This window comes from Winogradskyella litorisediminis, from assembly GCF_042675765.1.
Classification (GTDB): Bacteria; Bacteroidota; Bacteroidia; order Flavobacteriales; family Flavobacteriaceae; genus Winogradskyella; species Winogradskyella litorisediminis.
Genome location: NZ_JBHTJL010000016.1, coordinates 356,132 through 374,180, shown reverse-complemented (window position 1 = coordinate 374,180; position 18,049 = coordinate 356,132). Strand labels below are relative to the sequence as shown.

Annotated in this window: 14 protein-coding genes; 6 read left to right on the top strand and 8 right to left on the bottom strand. The window is 34.1% G+C overall.

The window, feature by feature from the left end:
- From ACFQ1Q_RS12845 to ACFQ1Q_RS12810, 8 genes are all read right to left on the bottom strand, one after another.
- Nucleotides 1-972, bottom strand: coding sequence for a glycosyltransferase family 2 protein (locus ACFQ1Q_RS12845; protein WP_386132217.1), 972 nt, complete (start codon nt 970-972; stop codon nt 1-3).
- Entirely contained in the window at nt 972-2,075 is a 1,104-nt protein-coding gene (locus ACFQ1Q_RS12840; RefSeq protein ID WP_386132214.1) for a glycosyltransferase family 4 protein, read from the bottom strand. The genes ACFQ1Q_RS12845 and ACFQ1Q_RS12840 overlap by 1 nt, the downstream gene beginning before the upstream one ends.
- Entirely contained in the window at nt 2,072-2,761 is a 690-nt protein-coding gene (locus tag ACFQ1Q_RS12835; RefSeq protein ID WP_386132211.1) for an NAD-dependent epimerase, read from the bottom strand. Before ACFQ1Q_RS12835 ends, ACFQ1Q_RS12840 begins: the two co-directional genes overlap by 4 nt.
- 15 nt (nt 2,762-2,776) lie before the next feature.
- Entirely contained in the window at nt 2,777-3,487 is a 711-nt protein-coding gene (locus ACFQ1Q_RS12830; protein ID WP_386132209.1) for a class I SAM-dependent methyltransferase, read from the bottom strand.
- Between the two features lie 73 nt (nt 3,488-3,560).
- Nucleotides 3,561-4,838, bottom strand: a complete 1,278-nt coding sequence (locus tag ACFQ1Q_RS12825; protein ID WP_386132207.1) for an ABC transporter ATP-binding protein — start codon at nt 4,836-4,838, stop codon at nt 3,561-3,563.
- A gap of 6 nt (nt 4,839-4,844) precedes the next feature.
- Nucleotides 4,845-5,708: an ABC transporter permease gene (locus tag ACFQ1Q_RS12820; RefSeq protein WP_386132204.1), complete on the bottom strand. Its 864-nt coding sequence runs from the start codon at nt 5,706-5,708 to the stop codon at nt 4,845-4,847.
- A gap of 97 nt (nt 5,709-5,805) precedes the next feature.
- Nucleotides 5,806-8,283, bottom strand: a complete 2,478-nt coding sequence (locus ACFQ1Q_RS12815) for a GumC family protein (protein WP_386132202.1) — start codon at nt 8,281-8,283, stop codon at nt 5,806-5,808.
- Nucleotides 8,284-8,286: 3 nt separating this feature from the next.
- The gene (locus ACFQ1Q_RS12810; RefSeq protein ID WP_386132200.1) at nt 8,287-9,081 is read right to left on the bottom strand and encodes a polysaccharide biosynthesis/export family protein; all 795 of its coding nucleotides are present in this window, start codon (nt 9,079-9,081) and stop codon (nt 8,287-8,289) included.
- Nucleotides 9,082-9,308: 227 nt separating this feature from the next.
- On the opposite strand from ACFQ1Q_RS12810, the gene ACFQ1Q_RS12805 reads away from it, so the two are divergent.
- From ACFQ1Q_RS12805 to secA, 6 genes are all read left to right on the top strand, one after another.
- A complete protein-coding gene (locus ACFQ1Q_RS12805; RefSeq protein WP_386132198.1) occupies nt 9,309-11,171 on the top strand; it encodes an ABC-F family ATP-binding cassette domain-containing protein in 1,863 nt (620 codons plus the stop codon).
- 368 nt (nt 11,172-11,539) lie between these two features.
- A complete protein-coding gene (locus tag ACFQ1Q_RS12800; protein WP_386132195.1) occupies nt 11,540-12,310 on the top strand; it encodes an O-methyltransferase in 771 nt (256 codons plus the stop codon).
- A gap of 90 nt (nt 12,311-12,400) precedes the next feature.
- Nucleotides 12,401-13,087, top strand: coding sequence for an ABC transporter ATP-binding protein (locus tag ACFQ1Q_RS12795; protein WP_386132192.1), 687 nt, complete (start codon nt 12,401-12,403; stop codon nt 13,085-13,087).
- Nucleotides 13,088-13,527: 440 nt separating this feature from the next.
- On the top strand, nt 13,528-14,103 hold the full coding sequence (locus ACFQ1Q_RS12790; RefSeq protein ID WP_386132189.1) for a cob(I)yrinic acid a,c-diamide adenosyltransferase: 576 nt from the start codon (nt 13,528-13,530) through the stop codon (nt 14,101-14,103).
- 170 nt (nt 14,104-14,273) lie between these two features.
- Entirely contained in the window at nt 14,274-14,495 is a 222-nt protein-coding gene (locus tag ACFQ1Q_RS12785) for a DUF2795 domain-containing protein (RefSeq protein ID WP_008272287.1), read from the top strand.
- A 176-nt stretch (nt 14,496-14,671) separates the two neighbouring features.
- Entirely contained in the window at nt 14,672-18,028 is a 3,357-nt protein-coding gene (gene secA, locus ACFQ1Q_RS12780) for a preprotein translocase subunit SecA (RefSeq protein WP_386132187.1), read from the top strand.
- The last annotated feature ends 21 nt before the right edge of the window (nt 18,029-18,049 follow it).

Below are 18,049 nucleotides of genomic sequence, written 5' to 3'. Positions count from 1 at the left end.
TTAGGTTAATGGTTTTACTAAAGTATAGCCTTTACCAAAAAGAACAAAAGATATATAAGCCATTATGATTTTTGCCATGAAAACATACTTACGAATTTTAGAAACTTCAACCAATTGTAAAGCCTCAAAAATTAATGGTTTGGTCTGCTTAGCAAAAGTAGTTTTTTGATGTACTAAAAGTGTTTTATAATACAGTGTTAGTATTTCTAACCACTTCAACTTACCTAAATCACTAAAGCTCAGAAAATGATTTTTTGTGACTCTAGTTTTTACTTTAAGATTAGATTCTATTTTTGAATCTGTAAATATATTTGTCGAAATGGCCTCTTTATGCTTAACTAGGGTTAATAATGGCTCGTTAATAACTGCATAATTATCTGAAACGGATAATGCTTTAATATGAAAATCATACTCTTGAGATTGCTGTAATGATTCGTCAAAAGTTAATTTATTACTTTCAATAAATTCTCTTCTCCAAAGTGGTGCTGTAGTTAACCACGTAATGTTATACAAACAATAATCTTCTAACCGTTGTTTTGAGTCAATGCTTCTGGAACGTAGTCCTAAATCTATATTTGCTTCTTTATCAAACCAATTAGATTGGCACACACAATATGGTGCATCAGGGTTTTCACTAAGAGATTTTAACTGAGCCTCAAGCTTATTAGTATGCATAATATCATCACTGTCAAACCAATTGATAAATTGACCTTTACTTATTGTAAAACCATAATTACGGCAGGCATTTGCACCTTTAGGCAAATGCTCAGGTCGTTTTACATAAATAAATCTTTCATCCTTATGAATATACGTATTTAATAGCTCTTCAGTTTGGTCAGTTGACCCATCATCTACCACAATACATTCCCAATTTTTATTCGTTTGCTCTTGTATAGACTTTAATGTATCACCTATAATATCTGCTCTGTTGTAAGTTGGTATTATTATGGAGATGAGTTGACCTTTAGACATTAGACTAGATTTATGATATTAGTAATATCAGAAATATGTTTCTCTAAACTAAAATTATTCTGAATAAACTCCTTACCGTTTTTTCCATAAATAATTGCTTTATCTTTTGATTTTAATATATCTATAATGTTTTTTGCCATTGTTTCTATATCATTCTCTTCACTTAATAAACCTGTATGCTCATGCAAAACAATATTTGGTATACCTGCATGATGTGTGGATACGATAGGTAAACTAGCAGCACTCGCTTCTAATATAGCAACTGGAGTACCTTCAGAGTCACCATTTTGCGCTAATCGTGAATGTTGTATAAAAACATAACTATCTTCTAAATACTTTTTTTGGGCTTCTTGAGAAATACGACCAGGAAAAAATATTTTATTTTCTAAGCTTAAATCTTTAGCTAACTCTTTTGCGCCATCCAATAAAGGGCCATCACCTGCCATTATCAAATTAGCATCAGGTTCAGATTTGCACACCAAATTAAAAACATTTATTAAGACTAATGGTGCCTTTTTTTCTACAAATCTGCCTACTGCGATGAGTTGTTTATTTTGAAAATGAGGTTGCACTTCAAAAAAACTTTTATCAGGACTGGCTGGAGAATAATGAATTTTAAATTCTGGACAATTGAATAATTTAAGATTAATGCTCATATGCTTAGAAACTACGATAATAAAAGAAGCGTACTCAAAAAGTGAAACATATTTCTCTTTATACTTTTCTAAGATGTTATACATAGATATGTCATATCCAAGTGCTATTGTAACTAAAGGAATATCTAGCGATCTTATAACATCCAGAGTCTCAGCCGCAGTTACCAAGTACTCAGCAAAAACTAAGTCTATTTTTTTATTTTTTAAAATTTTTCTTAAACTATAATCTCTGTAATCGTGGATTTGTAAGCCAAAGATGTTTCTTATCCTATTTTTTAGAACAAAAAAAAATTTTGATAATATATCTTCTTTCTTTCCTTCCAATAAATAAGGTTTATTACCACCATGGATTATCACCTTTTCAAATGGTAAATAATCTATATGATTTCTGATAAATGTTTCTGCTTTATCAGATGATTTCGGGGTTAAAATTGCAACTCTTTTCAAACCGAATAGTAATTATTTAATAATGTCTTGAAATATTCTATCCCATTAGTTCTGGTTTCAATTTCATCTAAATATATTTCTATGTCTCTTATATCGATATTAACTTTTTCACCAATATCTACAAGATTAGTGTTTGCTTTTTTATTAGTGAATATTTCAATTTGCTTTATAATATCTAAAATATCAATACTAGTTTTAGAAGCTATATTTACTGTTTTACTTTCTTTAAAATCTCGAATTAGTTTGTGTACTATATATTTTACATCATCTGCTCCAATCAAATTTCGTTGAGCATTTTTCCAAACATCAAAATTTTGATTATTAGTTATTTTCTCAATTAAGAAATTGATGATTGTATTTGAATTACCATTAAAACCAACAACATTAGATATTCTGCAGATTAAATATTTTGAAAAATTATCTTTAATCAAATTTTCCATATCCAATTTATGTTGTACATATGGTTTACTTAACATTGATGTATTATAGATACTACATGTACTAAAATAGACTAATAAAGAATTCGGATTATTTATAATAGAATCTTCTAATAAATTTCGTTCTCGAAAAAATGCACTCGGACTTGTTTCATTAGAATTAGATACGCCAGACGCAAAAACGACTATACTAGAATCATTTTTATAATTCTGAAATAAGTTTGCCATTAAGCCTTTTCCTATGAGCATTCTCTATTTTTTGAATTAAAACTCTGGTTTTTTAACGATTCCGTAAACACCTGTAATCATCTGTCCTTCTTTAAAAACTACTGCTTGTTTTTTGTCCATTTTAAGCAGAATTTTAATTAATGGTCTTCCAAGGAAAGAAAAAAATTTTCTTTTATTCAAGGACATAGGGCTTCGTCGAATCCATAACCCTAACATTTGCGCCATTGACGCATGCCAACCACCTAACGCATTTATCTGTTTAATATTAAAACCTGTATTACCAAAATGGTGTTCAAGTGCAAAAGGCGTGTATCTGTAAGCGTCAAAAGGTGTTTCGTGTAAACTCCACAAAAAGGGTACTGTAAAAAAAAATGTTCCTCCAGGTTTTAATACTCTAAAAGCCTCGTTTAATAATAGTTCAGGCTCAAAACAATGTTCTAATACTTCTGTGCAAATTGCACAATCAAATTTATTATCCTCAAATGGCATTTCTTTTCCATCCCAAAAAAAATCTGGCTTTATTTTATCATCATATATTATTGCCGTTTCAATGTCTAATCCTGTATACACTTCTACTTCAGAATTTGATAGAATAAAATCTCTGTATGGCATTTTACCGCAGCCTACATCAAGCATATTTCCTTTAAAATCAATTAGAAATTGTTCAATGGCCTTATGTATTGAATTTCTTACATTATAAGTATCCAAGTTTGAGTGATTAAGTTCTATATCTAAAAATTGATTCATAAAATTAAAGGTTGTTCTAGAAAACGTAAACTTAATATTGCATTAAAACCATCTCCAATTAATAAAAAAATTTTTAATTCTCTAATCGGTTGATTAGCCAATTAGTCTTATTCTCCTTATAAATTGCACTTCCATTTTGCCAATAATGCTCTCTAACATTGCTATTAAGTATTCTAAAATGACAAACATCAAATAGTCTAGAAAATACATTTTTTGTAAAACTATCCGAGTAGTAAATATTTAAATGATAATCTCCTTGGTAAAGCTTTAATTCCTTAATTTTAGAGACAAGCCTATATTTACCAATTTCCTCACCAAAGGGAATTTCAGAACTCATCACGAGTTCATGTATAATTGGAACATTATCAGAATTTACAATCTGATAAGACAATGCTGGACTTTGTATTAATTTACCAATATTAATTATTATTTCAATTTCCAAATCTTGGCCATATTCATGAAAACCGATTTTACTAGTTATAACTTTTGCACTTACTACAGAATTATGATTAATCTTTAATGCATCATTCTTATAAAATCTAGACGCATTATTGGTGTTCTTGAGGTAAAAATCTACAGCTTTAAAAGTATCACCTTCAAATACACTTATTCCATTTTCTAATACTATAGCTCTTGTACAAAGATTTTTCACCGCTGCCATATTATGGCTCACAAACAAAACTGTACGACCTTCGCCTCGACTAATGTCTTGCATTTTGCCAACAGCTTTTTTCTGAAACTCGGCATCACCCACGGCTAACACCTCATCAATCACCAAAATATCAGGTTCTAAAAAAGCAGCGACAGCAAAAGCCAAACGCACCGTCATACCTGAAGAATAGCGTTTTACTGGTGTATCAATATAACGCTCACAACCTGAGAATAAAATAATTTCACCAATCTTTTCTGAAATTTCGGCTTTGGTCATTCCTAAAATAGCACCATTAAGATAAATATTTTCGCGACCTGTGAGTTCTTTATGAAATCCTGTACCGACTTCTAGTAATGAAGCAATTCTGCCTTTGGTTTTAATTTCACCTGTAGTTGGTCCGGTAACACGCGATAGAATTTTTAATAATGTAGATTTTCCTGCCCCGTTTTTTCCTATGATGCCAAGGACTTCACCTTGTTTGACTTCAAAATTTATATCTTTTATTGCCCAAACGTAGTTGCTATCGGCTTTTTGGCTTCGGTCATTAACGTCACCCACTTTTAAAAATGGGTCTTCTTTACCTCTTATTTTGTACCAAAAACGTTTCAAGTCGTCTTGTATCGTACCTGTACCAACCAATCCCAAACGGTACTGTTTGCTTAGATTTTCGACTTTTAGTATGGTTTTGGGTGCTGACATAACTTCCTAAACAGTATCTATAAAATTTTTTTCAGTTCTATTAAAAATCACTAAACCTAAAAGTAAAATAAAAATGGTTGAAATACCGGAAAACAATAAACCTTGAGTAGAAATACTCCCTGTTGACAACAACATGTAACGTGCCGCTTCAACAAAATATGCAATAGGGTTATACTCTACCAACCAAGCAAATTGTGGAAGTTTTTCGCGCATCAATTCCAACGGATACATCACTGCCGAAATATACATCAAAAGCTGTATACCAAAATTGAGCAAATATTTTACATCACGGTATTTGGTAACCATAGAAGATATTATCATACCTAAACCCAAACTCAATAAAGCCATAAATACAATAAGTACAGGAAATAATAGGGCTGTTTTGTTTAAGGAGATATCAGCACCTTTTGCGTAATAATACACATAAAAGCCTATAAAAATAAAAAGCTGAATAACCAGTTTAATTAAGTTTGAAATAACCACAGATAAAGGTGAAATTACACGCGGAAAATACACTTTACTATAAATTCCTGCATTAGCATTAAATGTAGATGATGTGGCGTTTAAGCAATTTTTAAAATAATTCCATACCGAGATACCTGCCAAATTAAATAGAAACGGTGGTACAGTGCCTGTTTCTATATTAGCAACTTTGTTAAATATTAAGGTAAACGTTAAGGCTGTAAATAATGGCTGAATCAAATACCATAACGGTCCTAAAACAGTTTGTTTATAAACGGTAACCACATCACGTTTTACAAACAAAAATAACAAGTCTCTGTACTGCCAAATTTCTTTAAAATTGAAATCTATTAGCTTCCGCTTTGCAGAAATTGTGTACAACCAAGTATCGTCTGTTTTGGATTTCAAGCCAGTAGTTATTTAGGGTTGGGCTAATATAGGAATTATAACAAATACATACACTCTACACAAAAGAACTTATCCGTAACAAATCAACAGGTAATCTCTATTTACGCTTAAAAAAACTCTTGATGCGTTTTACAAATCCTGTTTTATCGTTCTCTAGATACGAATCGCCATACGCACCGTAACCATATCCATAACCGTAGCCATAGCCATAACCATAGCCTGCTCCTTTTTTATGCCTATAAAAATTAAGAAGTAAATTAACGTTTTTAAGTTCGCCTTTTTTATGTTTGGCATTCACCATAGACAACATTCCCTTTTTAGTGTAGTTAAGGCGTACCATATATATAGTAGCATCTGCAAATTGGGATAATTCTAAGGCATCAGTCACCAAACCTAATGGTGGTGTGTCTAAAACAATCATATCGTACTTAGACTTTAAATCAGCGATGAGCGTGTGCATACGCTCACTCATTAGTAACTCTGAGGGATTTGGTGGAATTGGACCAGACAATATAATATCTAAATTTGGGATATGTGTTTGGTGGGTAATACCATCTAAATCACTATCATTAATTAAATAATTGACAGCGCCTTTATCATTTTTGACCTCAAAATCATCAAAGATTTTCGGCTTACGCAAATCCAAACCTACCAAAACGGTTTTTTTACCTGACAGCGCATAAACTGTGGCGGTATTTATGGAACAAAAAGTTTTTCCTTCGCCACTAATAGACGAGGTAAACATAAGTGTTTTTGACCCATCAGAGTCTTTCTGGTTTTTATAAATAAATTGTAAACTACTACGTATGGCTCTAAACGATTCTGCAACCGCAGATTTTGGTTTCTCAAAAGCAACCAAATTATTTTTATACTCGTATTTACCCACCAAACCAATGACTGGTAGTTTAGATAAACGCTCTACATCTTCGGAAGTATGGATATTCCGATCTAAAATAAATAGTAAAAAAATAATTAACACAGGTATTATGCCACCAACAACCAACCCCATCATATAATTTAATGATTTTTTTGGCCCTATTGGTCCGTTGTTAATATCTTTTGCAGGGTCAATCATTACTATGTCAGACACGTTTGCAGCTTTAACAATTTCGGCTTCAGACTTTTTAGCTTGATAAATATTATAAGCTTCTTGACTGATATCTAGTTTTCGTTGAATTTTTAAAAATTCTTGTTGTTCTTTTGGAAGTGTTTTTAACTCACTTTCTAATTTTGCAATAGAGGTGTTTAAAGAACCTAATTGTAAATTAACTCCGCGACGTGCCGCATTTATAAGCTCAAAAGCAACATTTTTTTCAGAATCTATTTGTGCATCCAATCGCCGTAATAAAATAGAGCCTTCTCTTGCCGTTTGGGCTTGGTTCTCACGCTGAATTGCCAAAGTTGTAAGCTTACCAATACTATTTAACAAACCTGATTCTTGAATACCTACTGATGTTGGTGCCGCAATATTGGTATAATCATTTTTATTTTGAAGATATTTTTCTAAGCTATTTAAGTAGTTTATTTTAGTACGCTCGACTTGACGCTCATTTTCGTAAATTTTTAATTGCTCAGAAGTAGCTGAAATATCGTCGCTCACATTAAAAACCTTATTGGATGAGCGAAAATCGTCCATCTCTTTATTGACGTCTTGGAGTTTATCATTAACATTCCCCAAAGTGCTGTCTATAAACTTGATGGTATTTGTAGCGTATAAATTTTTGGTACGTAACTCTGTTTCTCTTAAAATTTCTGCGGTTGTGTTTAAATAGTCAACTACCTTAGCTTTATTATTTCCTGATTGCGACAGAGATAAAACTGTAGAACTTCCTTTAAAAAAAGAAACATTTACACTGTTTTGAAATCGAGAAACTAGTGCATCAAAATTTAAAAAATAAATAAAATACTGATTTTCTGTATCTGGATTTCTTCCATTTCGCTTTTTAACCACGCCACTAAAAAAAGGCAACTCAACAGGTGCTCCGTAATTAAAAGTACCTTCAAATAAACCAGGTGTCACCGACACATTTGTCGTACTTCGGTCTGCGTACCGCTGTGCAGTAACTGATTGACGGTCTTCAAAATCATAGATGATTTTAAATTGCGTATCGCTAAGGTGCTTCAATTCTAAAGGCGCACCTAAAAGTTGATATTCATTTTTATCAATCTCAACTTCAAAAGGTGATGCTTTATAAATGTCTATCAAGTGATACTTGCCTTGCTTGAGATATTCAGTGTAAAATTCTAGCGAATCTATGACCAATTCATTATGACTTCTTGTGGCTAAAGTGGTCATAACTTTACCAATCTTACCTGAAACACCGCCCCAATTAAATGAGATACTCGTATTTGCCGTAAAAAATGGGTTTTGTTCTGTTTCTACTGAGACCAAAGCATTTAAGCGGTAAATATTTTGTTTACGTACGTTGATGTAATACGCAACACCTAATCCTATGGCAATGGACACCGCGATTAATATCCAATTATGTAGTATTTTAAATAAGAAGCCTCTAAAGTCGAAAGTGATTCTTCCGCTGCTATCATCAAATTCAATATCGTGGTCTAAATTAGCCATAAACTAGAGTCTATCTATCAATAATATAGTACTGGTAACTACAGTGACAACACCTAAAATTGCCGTAAAGGTTTGCAAACCATTAGTCCCTGTTCCTAATGATTTTTGCACCAATGGGTCAACAATAATAACGTCATTAGGCTGTATATAATAATATGGAGATTTTAACACGTTAACATCAGTTAAATCAACGCGGTGTATTTCTTGTCCGTGCGGATACTGTCTTAAAATGCGCACTTCCTTTCGGTTACCCTCAATAGGAATATCACCTGCATTGGCAATAGCTTCTAATATTGTAGCACGCTCTTGAAATATAACTTGCGAGCCTGTGTTGTTAATTTCACCTAAAGTCGTGTAACGTAAACCTGCCAGTTTTACAGTTACAAATATTTGTGCAAACTCATTAAATTCTTTTTCCAAAAGACGTTTAGAAACTAACGCTTCAATATCTTTTGTAGTCATATTCAACACTTGAAATTCACCCAACTGTGGTATGCGAATATTACCTCTTAAATCAACAGTAAATCCGTCAAAATAAGCGCGCTCTTGAGAACTTGCATCTAATAAACCTTCGCCTGTAGGGTTGAAAATCGTAGCATTTTCTTGGTCTAAAACCTTAATCCTAATATTAAGAATATCATTAATCTGAACGCGGTAAGGCTTTTGCTGCTCAATAACACTAGGTATGGTGTCATTTATATTGCCCTTGTCTTGAAGATATATTAAATCTTTTTGAGGCACACAAGACGTGCATAATAATAGGCTTAAACAAAATAGAGCCAACAAATAACGCATCATATAAAATCAGGTTTACTGACAAATATAATCTAACGCTAGCAATATCAAAATTATTGGTCTCTGAAGTTGGGATTTTTAAATATACAAGTTCAACTTCGAGCGGAAGTCGAGAAGTCTTATTTACTCAAAGCTTCAATTAGTTCTCTACTTTCGTTCGAAATAAAAAAAACAATATACTTCTAAAACTTTCAAATTAAATTTCTCCAATAAATTACCATCTTTGCAGCATGAATTACCTCAACGTCGAAAGCATATCAAAATCATACGGAGAACTAGAACTCTTTAGTGACATTTCCTTTAGCATACACAAAGACCAAAAAATTGCTTTTGTTGCAAAAAATGGAAGTGGAAAAACCTCTATTTTAAACATACTATCTGGAAAAGATGCGCCAGATTCTGGTCAAGTCGTTGTACGTAAAGGGCTAAGGCTGGCGTTTTTAGACCAAGAGCCAAACTTAGACCCAAAACTAACGATTGAAGAAACTATTTTTGCAAGCGACCTGCCAATTTTAAAAGTTATAGAGACTTACGAAAAAACTTTAAAAAATCCTGAAGATACCGAAGCATACCAATTAGCTTTTGAAGCGATGGAACGTCACAACGCTTGGGAATTCGAAACACAATTTCAACAGATACTATCACAATTAAAACTCGACGATTTAACAGTAAAAATTAGTGCGCTTTCCGGTGGGCAAAAAAAACGTTTAGCATTAGCGCAAGCTTTAATCAGCAAACCTGATATTTTAATTTTAGATGAGCCAACCAACCATCTCGATTTAGAAATGATTGAGTGGCTCGAAGATTACTTTGCCAAAACGCAACAAACGCTTTTTATGGTAACGCACGACCGCTATTTTTTAGAACGTGTTTGTAATGAAATTATTGAGCTAGACCACGGCAAAATGCACACCTATAAAGGCAATTACTCTTACTACCTAGAAAAGAAAGAAGAACGTATTGCTAACGAACAAACCGAAGTTGGCAAAGCCAAACAACTCTTTAAAAAAGAGCTCGATTGGATGCGTCGCCAACCAAAAGCACGTACCACAAAATCAAAAAGTCGTATTGACGACTTTTTTGAAATAAAATCTAAAGCACACCAACGCCGAAAAGACCATGTCATTCAGTTAGAAATCAATATGGAACGCTTAGGTAGCAAGATTGTAGAGTTCCACAACGTGTCAAAAGCCTTTAAAAACAAAATAATTTTAGACGGCTTTGATTACACCTTTAAAAAAGGAGAGAGAATTGGTATTATTGGTAAGAATGGTACAGGAAAATCAACATTCCTAAATATGTTAACGCAAACCATTCCGCCAGATGGAGGAAAAATAGTCATTGGCGAAACGGTAAAATTTGGATATTACACCCAAGGCGGAATAAAAGCAAAACCCAATCAAAAAGTGATTGATGTGGTTAGAGATTATGGAGACTACATTCCTTTAGCAAAAGGCCGTCAAATTAGTGCTCAACAATTATTAGAGCGTTTTTTATTCGACCGTAAAAAACAATATGATTTTGTCGAAAAATTAAGTGGTGGCGAGCAAAAACGTTTGTATTTGTGTACAGTTTTAATTCAGAATCCTAATGTTTTAATTCTCGATGAGCCAACAAACGATTTAGATATTGTAACGCTTAATGTTTTAGAAAGCTTTTTATTGGATTTTCCAGGTTGTTTGCTTGTTGTCTCTCATGACCGCTACTTTATGGATAAAATTGTAGACCACTTATTTGTGTTTCAAGGCGAAGGTATTGTCGATGATTTCCCTGGAAATTACACAGATTACAGAGCTTACGAAAGCAGTCAACCCAAGCAAGAAGAAAAAACAGAAAAGCCAGAAAATACAGAAACTGTAAAAAAGAATGAAGCCAATAAATTATCATACAACGAACAAAAAGAATATAAAAACTTAGAATCAAAAATCCGTTCTTTAGAACTTGATAAAAAAGAATTTGAAAAGAAGTTTTTAAATCCAGATTTAACCCAAGATGAAATCACCAAGCTCTCGGAAGAACTTCAAAAAATTATTGATACCATTGAAGAAAAAGAAATGCGTTGGTTTGAGTTGGCGGAAAAATTTGAAAATTAGCAGTTAGCAGTTAGCAGTTAGCAGTTAGCAGTTAGCAGTTAGCAGTTAGCAGTTAGCAGTTAGCAGTTAGCAGTTAGCAGTTAGCAGTTAGCAAAGATGAAAAGAATTAGAATAAAGCAATAAGTAATTAAAAATTAATGTCCCTTATTCGACAAAGTCGTAAGCAACGATTTGCAGAAATAATGAATGAAGAAGCGGAAGTGCAAAGCGAAGCTTTAAGCATGTAGCTTCGAGAATGAATGTTGCGTTAGCAAATGTATTCACGAACTCAAAAATTTGAAATAATTAGAATGTGAGTAATTTCCTCAAATCGTTTTGAACTTTTGGTTCGTTTTGTTTCAAGACAAAATGAACAAAAAACAAAAATATTGTACCAAATATTATCCTACATAAAATTCCTCCTAAACTCCACTAACCAACACGGAGTACATTCTCCTTTTGTATATAACTTCGTAACAAAATGCCTATACGATAAATCGTATTACAAAGATTATGAAAAATTAAAAGCATACAGAAACCAATTGCTTCAATCAAAACAAACAATACACGTTACTGACCTTGGCGCAGGTTCAAAAAAAATGAACCCAACAAAACGCAAAGTGTCTAAAATGGTAAAGAATTCGAGTAGCTCATTAAAAGATTCAAAATTACTTTATAGAATTTCAAAATATTTCAAATTAAAAAACACATTAGAACTAGGAACTTCCCTCGGCGTAGGTACGCAAGCGTTAGTTTTAGGCCATCTAGAAAATAAAATCACAACAATTGAAGGTTGCGCTGAAACCTTCAACTTTACTAAGCAGCAGTTTGAAGCCTTCAAACTTTCAAACATAAACGCAATAAATTCAGATTTTAAAACTGCTATTTCTAATTTAAAAAAAGACAGGTTCGATTGTATTTTCTTTGATGGTCATCACGACAAATCAGCGACCATAGAGTATTTTAATTTACTAATTTCAAAAGCACATAACGATACTGTTTTTATTTTTGATGATATGTATTGGTCTAAGGATATGACTGAAGCTTGGAGGAATATTATTGCTGATAGTCGTGTTACTGTAAGTATCGACATCTTTAATTTGGGTTTTGTGTTTTTCAGAAAAGAGCAACCCAAACAACATTTTAGAATAAGACTGTAACAACTTATTAATTTTAACGTCATATTGAGATAATTGCTTTTACAAACGTTTTATCTTGCGAGAGATTCAGACAAAAAGACCAACCAAACTATGAGTGACAACGTCATCGAAATCCGTAACATTATAAGAGATTTTAAACTCGGACAAGAAACCGTACATGTTTTAAAAGGTATCGATTTAGATATTAAACGTGGCGAATATGTAGCCATAATGGGACCTTCTGGTTCAGGAAAATCGACACTTATGAATCTTTTGGGATGTTTAGACACACCAACCGCAGGTTCGTATTTACTAAACGGAAAAGACGTTAGCCAAATGACGGATGATGAATTGGCAGACATTCGAAACACAGAAATAGGATTCGTTTTTCAAACGTTTAACCTCTTGCCGAGAACTACGGCTTTAGACAACGTTGCATTGCCAATGATATACGCAGGAAAATCAAAAAAAGTGCGCGAAGAAAGAGCAACTGAAGTTTTAACCGATGTTGGTTTAGCTGACCGAATGGACCATAAACCCAATCAGCTTTCTGGTGGTCAACGCCAGCGTGTTGCTGTGGGTCGTGCCTTGGTCAACAAGCCTTCTATCATTTTGGCAGATGAGCCAACAGGTAACCTAGATTCTAAAACTGGTACAGAAATCATGGCGCTTTTTGATGAAATTCATGCAAAAGGAAACACTGTAATCATGGTAACGCACGAAGAGGATATCGCTGCGCACGCCAAACGCGTAATTCGCCTTCGTGATGGAATTATTGAGAGTGATAAGATGAATTAAAAAAAAACTTTGAATTTCTATTAGCTTCACAAATTAGTTGACATTTCCCGAAGGGAAAATAATGAGCTTATAGTTTTCCAAAGATTACTTCGTTTTGCTCATATATTATTGAAATGAATTTCTTTCCTCTTAGGAAAGGTGGATGATTTCATATAAAAAACGAAAACTAACGGAAAGGTCTCTCCAAATAATTATCTATTTTTATATAAATCAAATCGGAAATAATATTTCAATTTAATGCTAACCATTTTAATTTTAGTCGGAATTTACATGTGCGTTAAAGCTATGGCTAAAAATACAGAACGTAAATCTGAAATAAGTCGCAGTAAATTTGGTCGAAGGAGATTTAGAAATTAGCATTCTTATAACACCATCACTTTTCAATTTCAACTTATAAGACCTATTTTTGAGTTTAAAATTTAGAATTCCGAACCTAGAGTATGAAAATCTACACAAAAACAGGAGATAAAGGCACTACTGCCCTATTTGGTGGTACACGAGTTCCCAAACACCATATCCGTATTGAAAGTTATGGTACTATTGACGAGCTCAATTCGCACATTGGACTAATAAGAGACCAAGCCATTGACCAAATGCATAAAAATGTTTTGATGGAAATCCAAGACAGATTGTTTACAGTTGGTGCAATTTTGGCAACTGATCCCGAAAAAGCGACATTGAAAAATGGCAAAGACCGACTGAATATTCCTAAAATTTCTGATGCAGATATTAAGCTTTTGGAAGATAATATGGATAGCATGAATGCTGCTCTTCCACCAATGACGCATTTTGTATTGCCTGGCGGTCATCAAACGGTGTCATTCTGTCACATTGCGCGAACCGTATGTCGTCGAGCGGAACGTTTGGCGAGTCATCTCAATGATTTAGAACCGTTTCAACCAGAAACATTAATGTACATCAACAGACTATCTGACTACCTTTTTGTATTGGCACGGAAGTTGTCTCATGACTTACAAGCTGAAGAAATTAAATGGATTCCGAAAAAGGAAGAATAATAAATTCAGAACAGGATTGGGCAATGCAAAATACCATTCCGAAGATGATTAGGTTATACGTTCTTTAAATAATGAAGTACACATTTATAAATTAAATTCAAATAATTTAATTTTTTCTTGACTTTTTCAACTAAAAATTTATTTTTGCAAAAAATTAAACACCAAAATAAATGTATTGGACATTAGAATTAGCATCGTATTTAAGTGATGCACCTTGGCCAGCAACTAAAGATGAGTTAATCGATTACGCGATTAGAACAGGAGCACCTTTAGAAGTTGTAGAAAATTTACAAGCAATAGAAGATGAAGGTGATTCTTACGATTCTATTGAAGAAATTTGGCCAGATTATCCAACAGACGAAGATTACCTCTGGAATGAGGACGAATATTAATAACATTACATAGTAATAAAAAAGTCTCTTTCGTTATCACGACAATGAGACTTTTTTTGTTTCTAAAGGTTTCAATATACTTTGTACAAAGTGTATATTTGAGAACCTTTCAATATGAAATAAAATTAACGCAATACTCACGTTTTAGTGGGTTTTGAAACAAAACATACAATCACATGGGATTATTAGATTCTGTACTTAAAGTATTTGTTGGAGACAAATCCAAACAAGACGTTAAGTCCATAATGCCAATCGTAGATAAGATAAAAACCTTTGAGAAATCTCTCGAGGCTTTGTCTCATGACGAACTTAGAGCAAAAACAACCGATTTTAAAGCGCAAATAGAATTGGCGCGTCAGCCACTAAACGCACGTATCGATGAGCTTAATGCAAAAGCAGAAGCGACTGAAGATATTGACGAACGCGAAGACATCTATCAAGAAATTGATAAAATTAAAGATGAAATCTACGATATTTCGGAAGCCGTTTTAAACGATATTCTTCCCGAAGCATTTGCCGTAGTTAAAGAAACAGCGAAGCGTTTTGTTAATAACACACAAATCGAAGTTACTGCAAACGCCTATGATAGAGAAATATCAGGTGATAACGATTACGTAACGCTTGAAGGTGATAAAGCCTATTGGGCAAACTCATGGGATGCAGCCGGTAAAGCCATTACATGGGATATGGTACACTACGATGTACAGTTGATTGGTGGTATAGCGATGCACCAAGGAAAAATTGCAGAGATGCAAACTGGTGAAGGTAAAACGCTTGTAGCAACATTGCCTGTGTATTTAAATGCACTTGCTGGTCGTGGCGTTCACTTGGTAACGGTAAACGATTACTTGGCAAAACGAGATAGCGCTTGGATGGCGCCAATATTTCAGTTTCATGGTTTGAGTGTGGATTGTATCGATTACCACAGACCAAATTCCGACGCGCGTCGCAAAGCCTATAATGCTGATATTACTTACGGAACCAATAACGAATTTGGATTTGATTACTTGCGCGATAATATGTCGCACTCGCCAGATGATTTGGTACAACGTCCACACCATTATGCTATTGTCGATGAGGTCGATTCGGTATTAATTGATGATGCGCGTACGCCGTTGATTATTTCTGGACCAATTCCTAAAGGTGATGAACACGAGTTTAACGAACTAAAACCTAAAGTAAGTAGCTTGGTAGAAACGCAACGCAAATACTTGGTTGGTGTTCTTGCTGAAGCAAAAAAATTAATTGCAGAAGGAGATACTAAAGAAGGTGGTTTTCAGTTGTTGAGAGTTTACAGAGGTATTCCAAAAAATAAAGCGTTAATTAAGTTTTTATCTGAGGAAGGTATTAAACAACTTCTTCAAAAGACTGAGAATTTCTATATGCAAGACAATAATAGAGAGATGCCAAAAGTAGATGCAGAACTCTATTATGTTATTGACGAAAAAAATAATCAGGTTGAATTATCTGATAAAGGTGTAGAGTATCTTTCTGGTGCAGACGACCCAAACTTCTTCGTAATGCCAGAAATGGGAACCGAAATCGCAAAGATTGAAGCGAAAGGTCTTTCAACCGAAGAAGAAGCTGCCGAAAAAGAAGAATTATTCCGTGATTTCTCTGTAAAGTCAGAGCGTATCCATACCTTAAATCAGCTTTTAAAAGCCTACGCCTTATTCGAAAAAGATACGCAATATGTGGTCATGGACAACAAAGTAATGATTGTCGATGAGCAAACAGGTCGTATTATGGATGGCCGTCGCTACTCAGACGGATTACACCAAGCGATTGAAGCTAAAGAAAATGTAAAGATTGAAGACGCTACGCAAACATTTGCAACGGTAACACTTCAAAATTATTTCCGTATGTATCGCAAACTATCTGGTATGACAGGTACTGCGGTAACGGAAGCCGGTGAACTTTGGGAAATCTACAAATTAGATGTTGTAGAAATACCTACCAATAAGCCAATTGCGCGTGATGACCGCGAAGATTTAGTTTACAAAACCAAGCGCGAAAAATACAATGCCGTTGTAGACGAAGTAACGAAATTGTCACAACAAGGAAGACCTGTTTTAATAGGTACAACTTCGGTAGATATTTCGGAATTATTAGGAAAGATTTTAGCGCAGCGTAAAATTCCGCATAACGTACTTAACGCCAAGCAGCATAAACGTGAGGCAGATATTGTTGCCGAAGCTGGTAATGCTGGTCAAGTGACCATCGCCACAAACATGGCCGGTCGTGGTACGGATATTAAATTGTCAGAAGAAGTAAAAGCAGCTGGTGGTTTGGCTATCGTTGGTACAGAGCGTCACGATAGTCGTCGTGTCGATAGACAGTTACGAGGTCGTGCTGGTCGTCAAGGTGACCCAGGAAGTTCTCAATTTTATGTGTCTCTCGAAGATAATTTAATGCGTCTTTTTGGTAGTGAACGTATTGCCAAAATGATGGATAAAATGGGCTTAAAAGAAGGCGAAGTGATTCAGCATTCTATGATTTCAAAGTCTATTGAACGTGCACAGAAAAAAGTAGAAGAAAACCAATTTGGAGTTCGTAAGCGTCTATTAGAATATGATGATGTGATGAATGCGCAGCGTGAAGTAGTTTACAAACGTCGTCGTCATGCCTTACATGGAGAACGTTTACGAGTGGATTTGGCAAACATGATTTTTGATACGTCTGAAATTATTACCGAAACTAATAAAGACGCTAACGATTATAAGAATTTTGAATTTGAACTGATTCGTTATTTCTCAATGCCATCGCCAATTTCTGAAGCTGAATTTGCAAAAATGGACGCTCAGAAAATTGCAGGTATTGTTTATAAAGAAGCATTTAAGCACTACCGTGAAAAGATGCAGCGCGCTGCAGATTTAGCATATCCTGTAATCGAGAACGTATACAATACGCAGCGCGATAAGTTTAAGCGTATCGTCGTACCATTTACAGACGGTACAAAAACATTGCAAGTTGTAACAGACTTAGAAAAAGCTTACGAAACCAAAGGTACGCAGCTGATTAATGATTTTGAAAAGAACATTACACTTGCCATTGTAGATGATGCTTGGAAAACCCATTTGCGTAAAATGGATGAGTTAAAGCAGTCTGTACAGTTAGCGGTACATGAGCAAAAAGACCCTTTATTAATTTATAAGTTTGAAGCTTTTGAATTGTTTAAGGTCATGATAGACCAAGTGAATAAAGATGTAATTTCATTCTTGTTTAAAGGCGAAATTCCTCAGGAAACAGCAAACACCATTCAAGAAGCAAAAGCTCGACGACAAGAAAAAACACAAGAGCAAAAAGACGAAATCCAAAACTTAGATGAGCGTGCAGCACAAAGTCGCTCTATTGGTGAAGGTGCTTCTCGTCAGCAACAAGTGGTAGAAACCATTGTACGAGACCAACCAAAAATTGGCCGTAACGACCGTGTAACAATTAAACACGTTATGAGTGGCGAAGCCAAAGAAGTAAAATACAAACAAGCCATTCCGCTAATACAAAAAGGCGAATGGGTTTTGGTAGAATCTTAAACCAAACTATTTTATAGAACT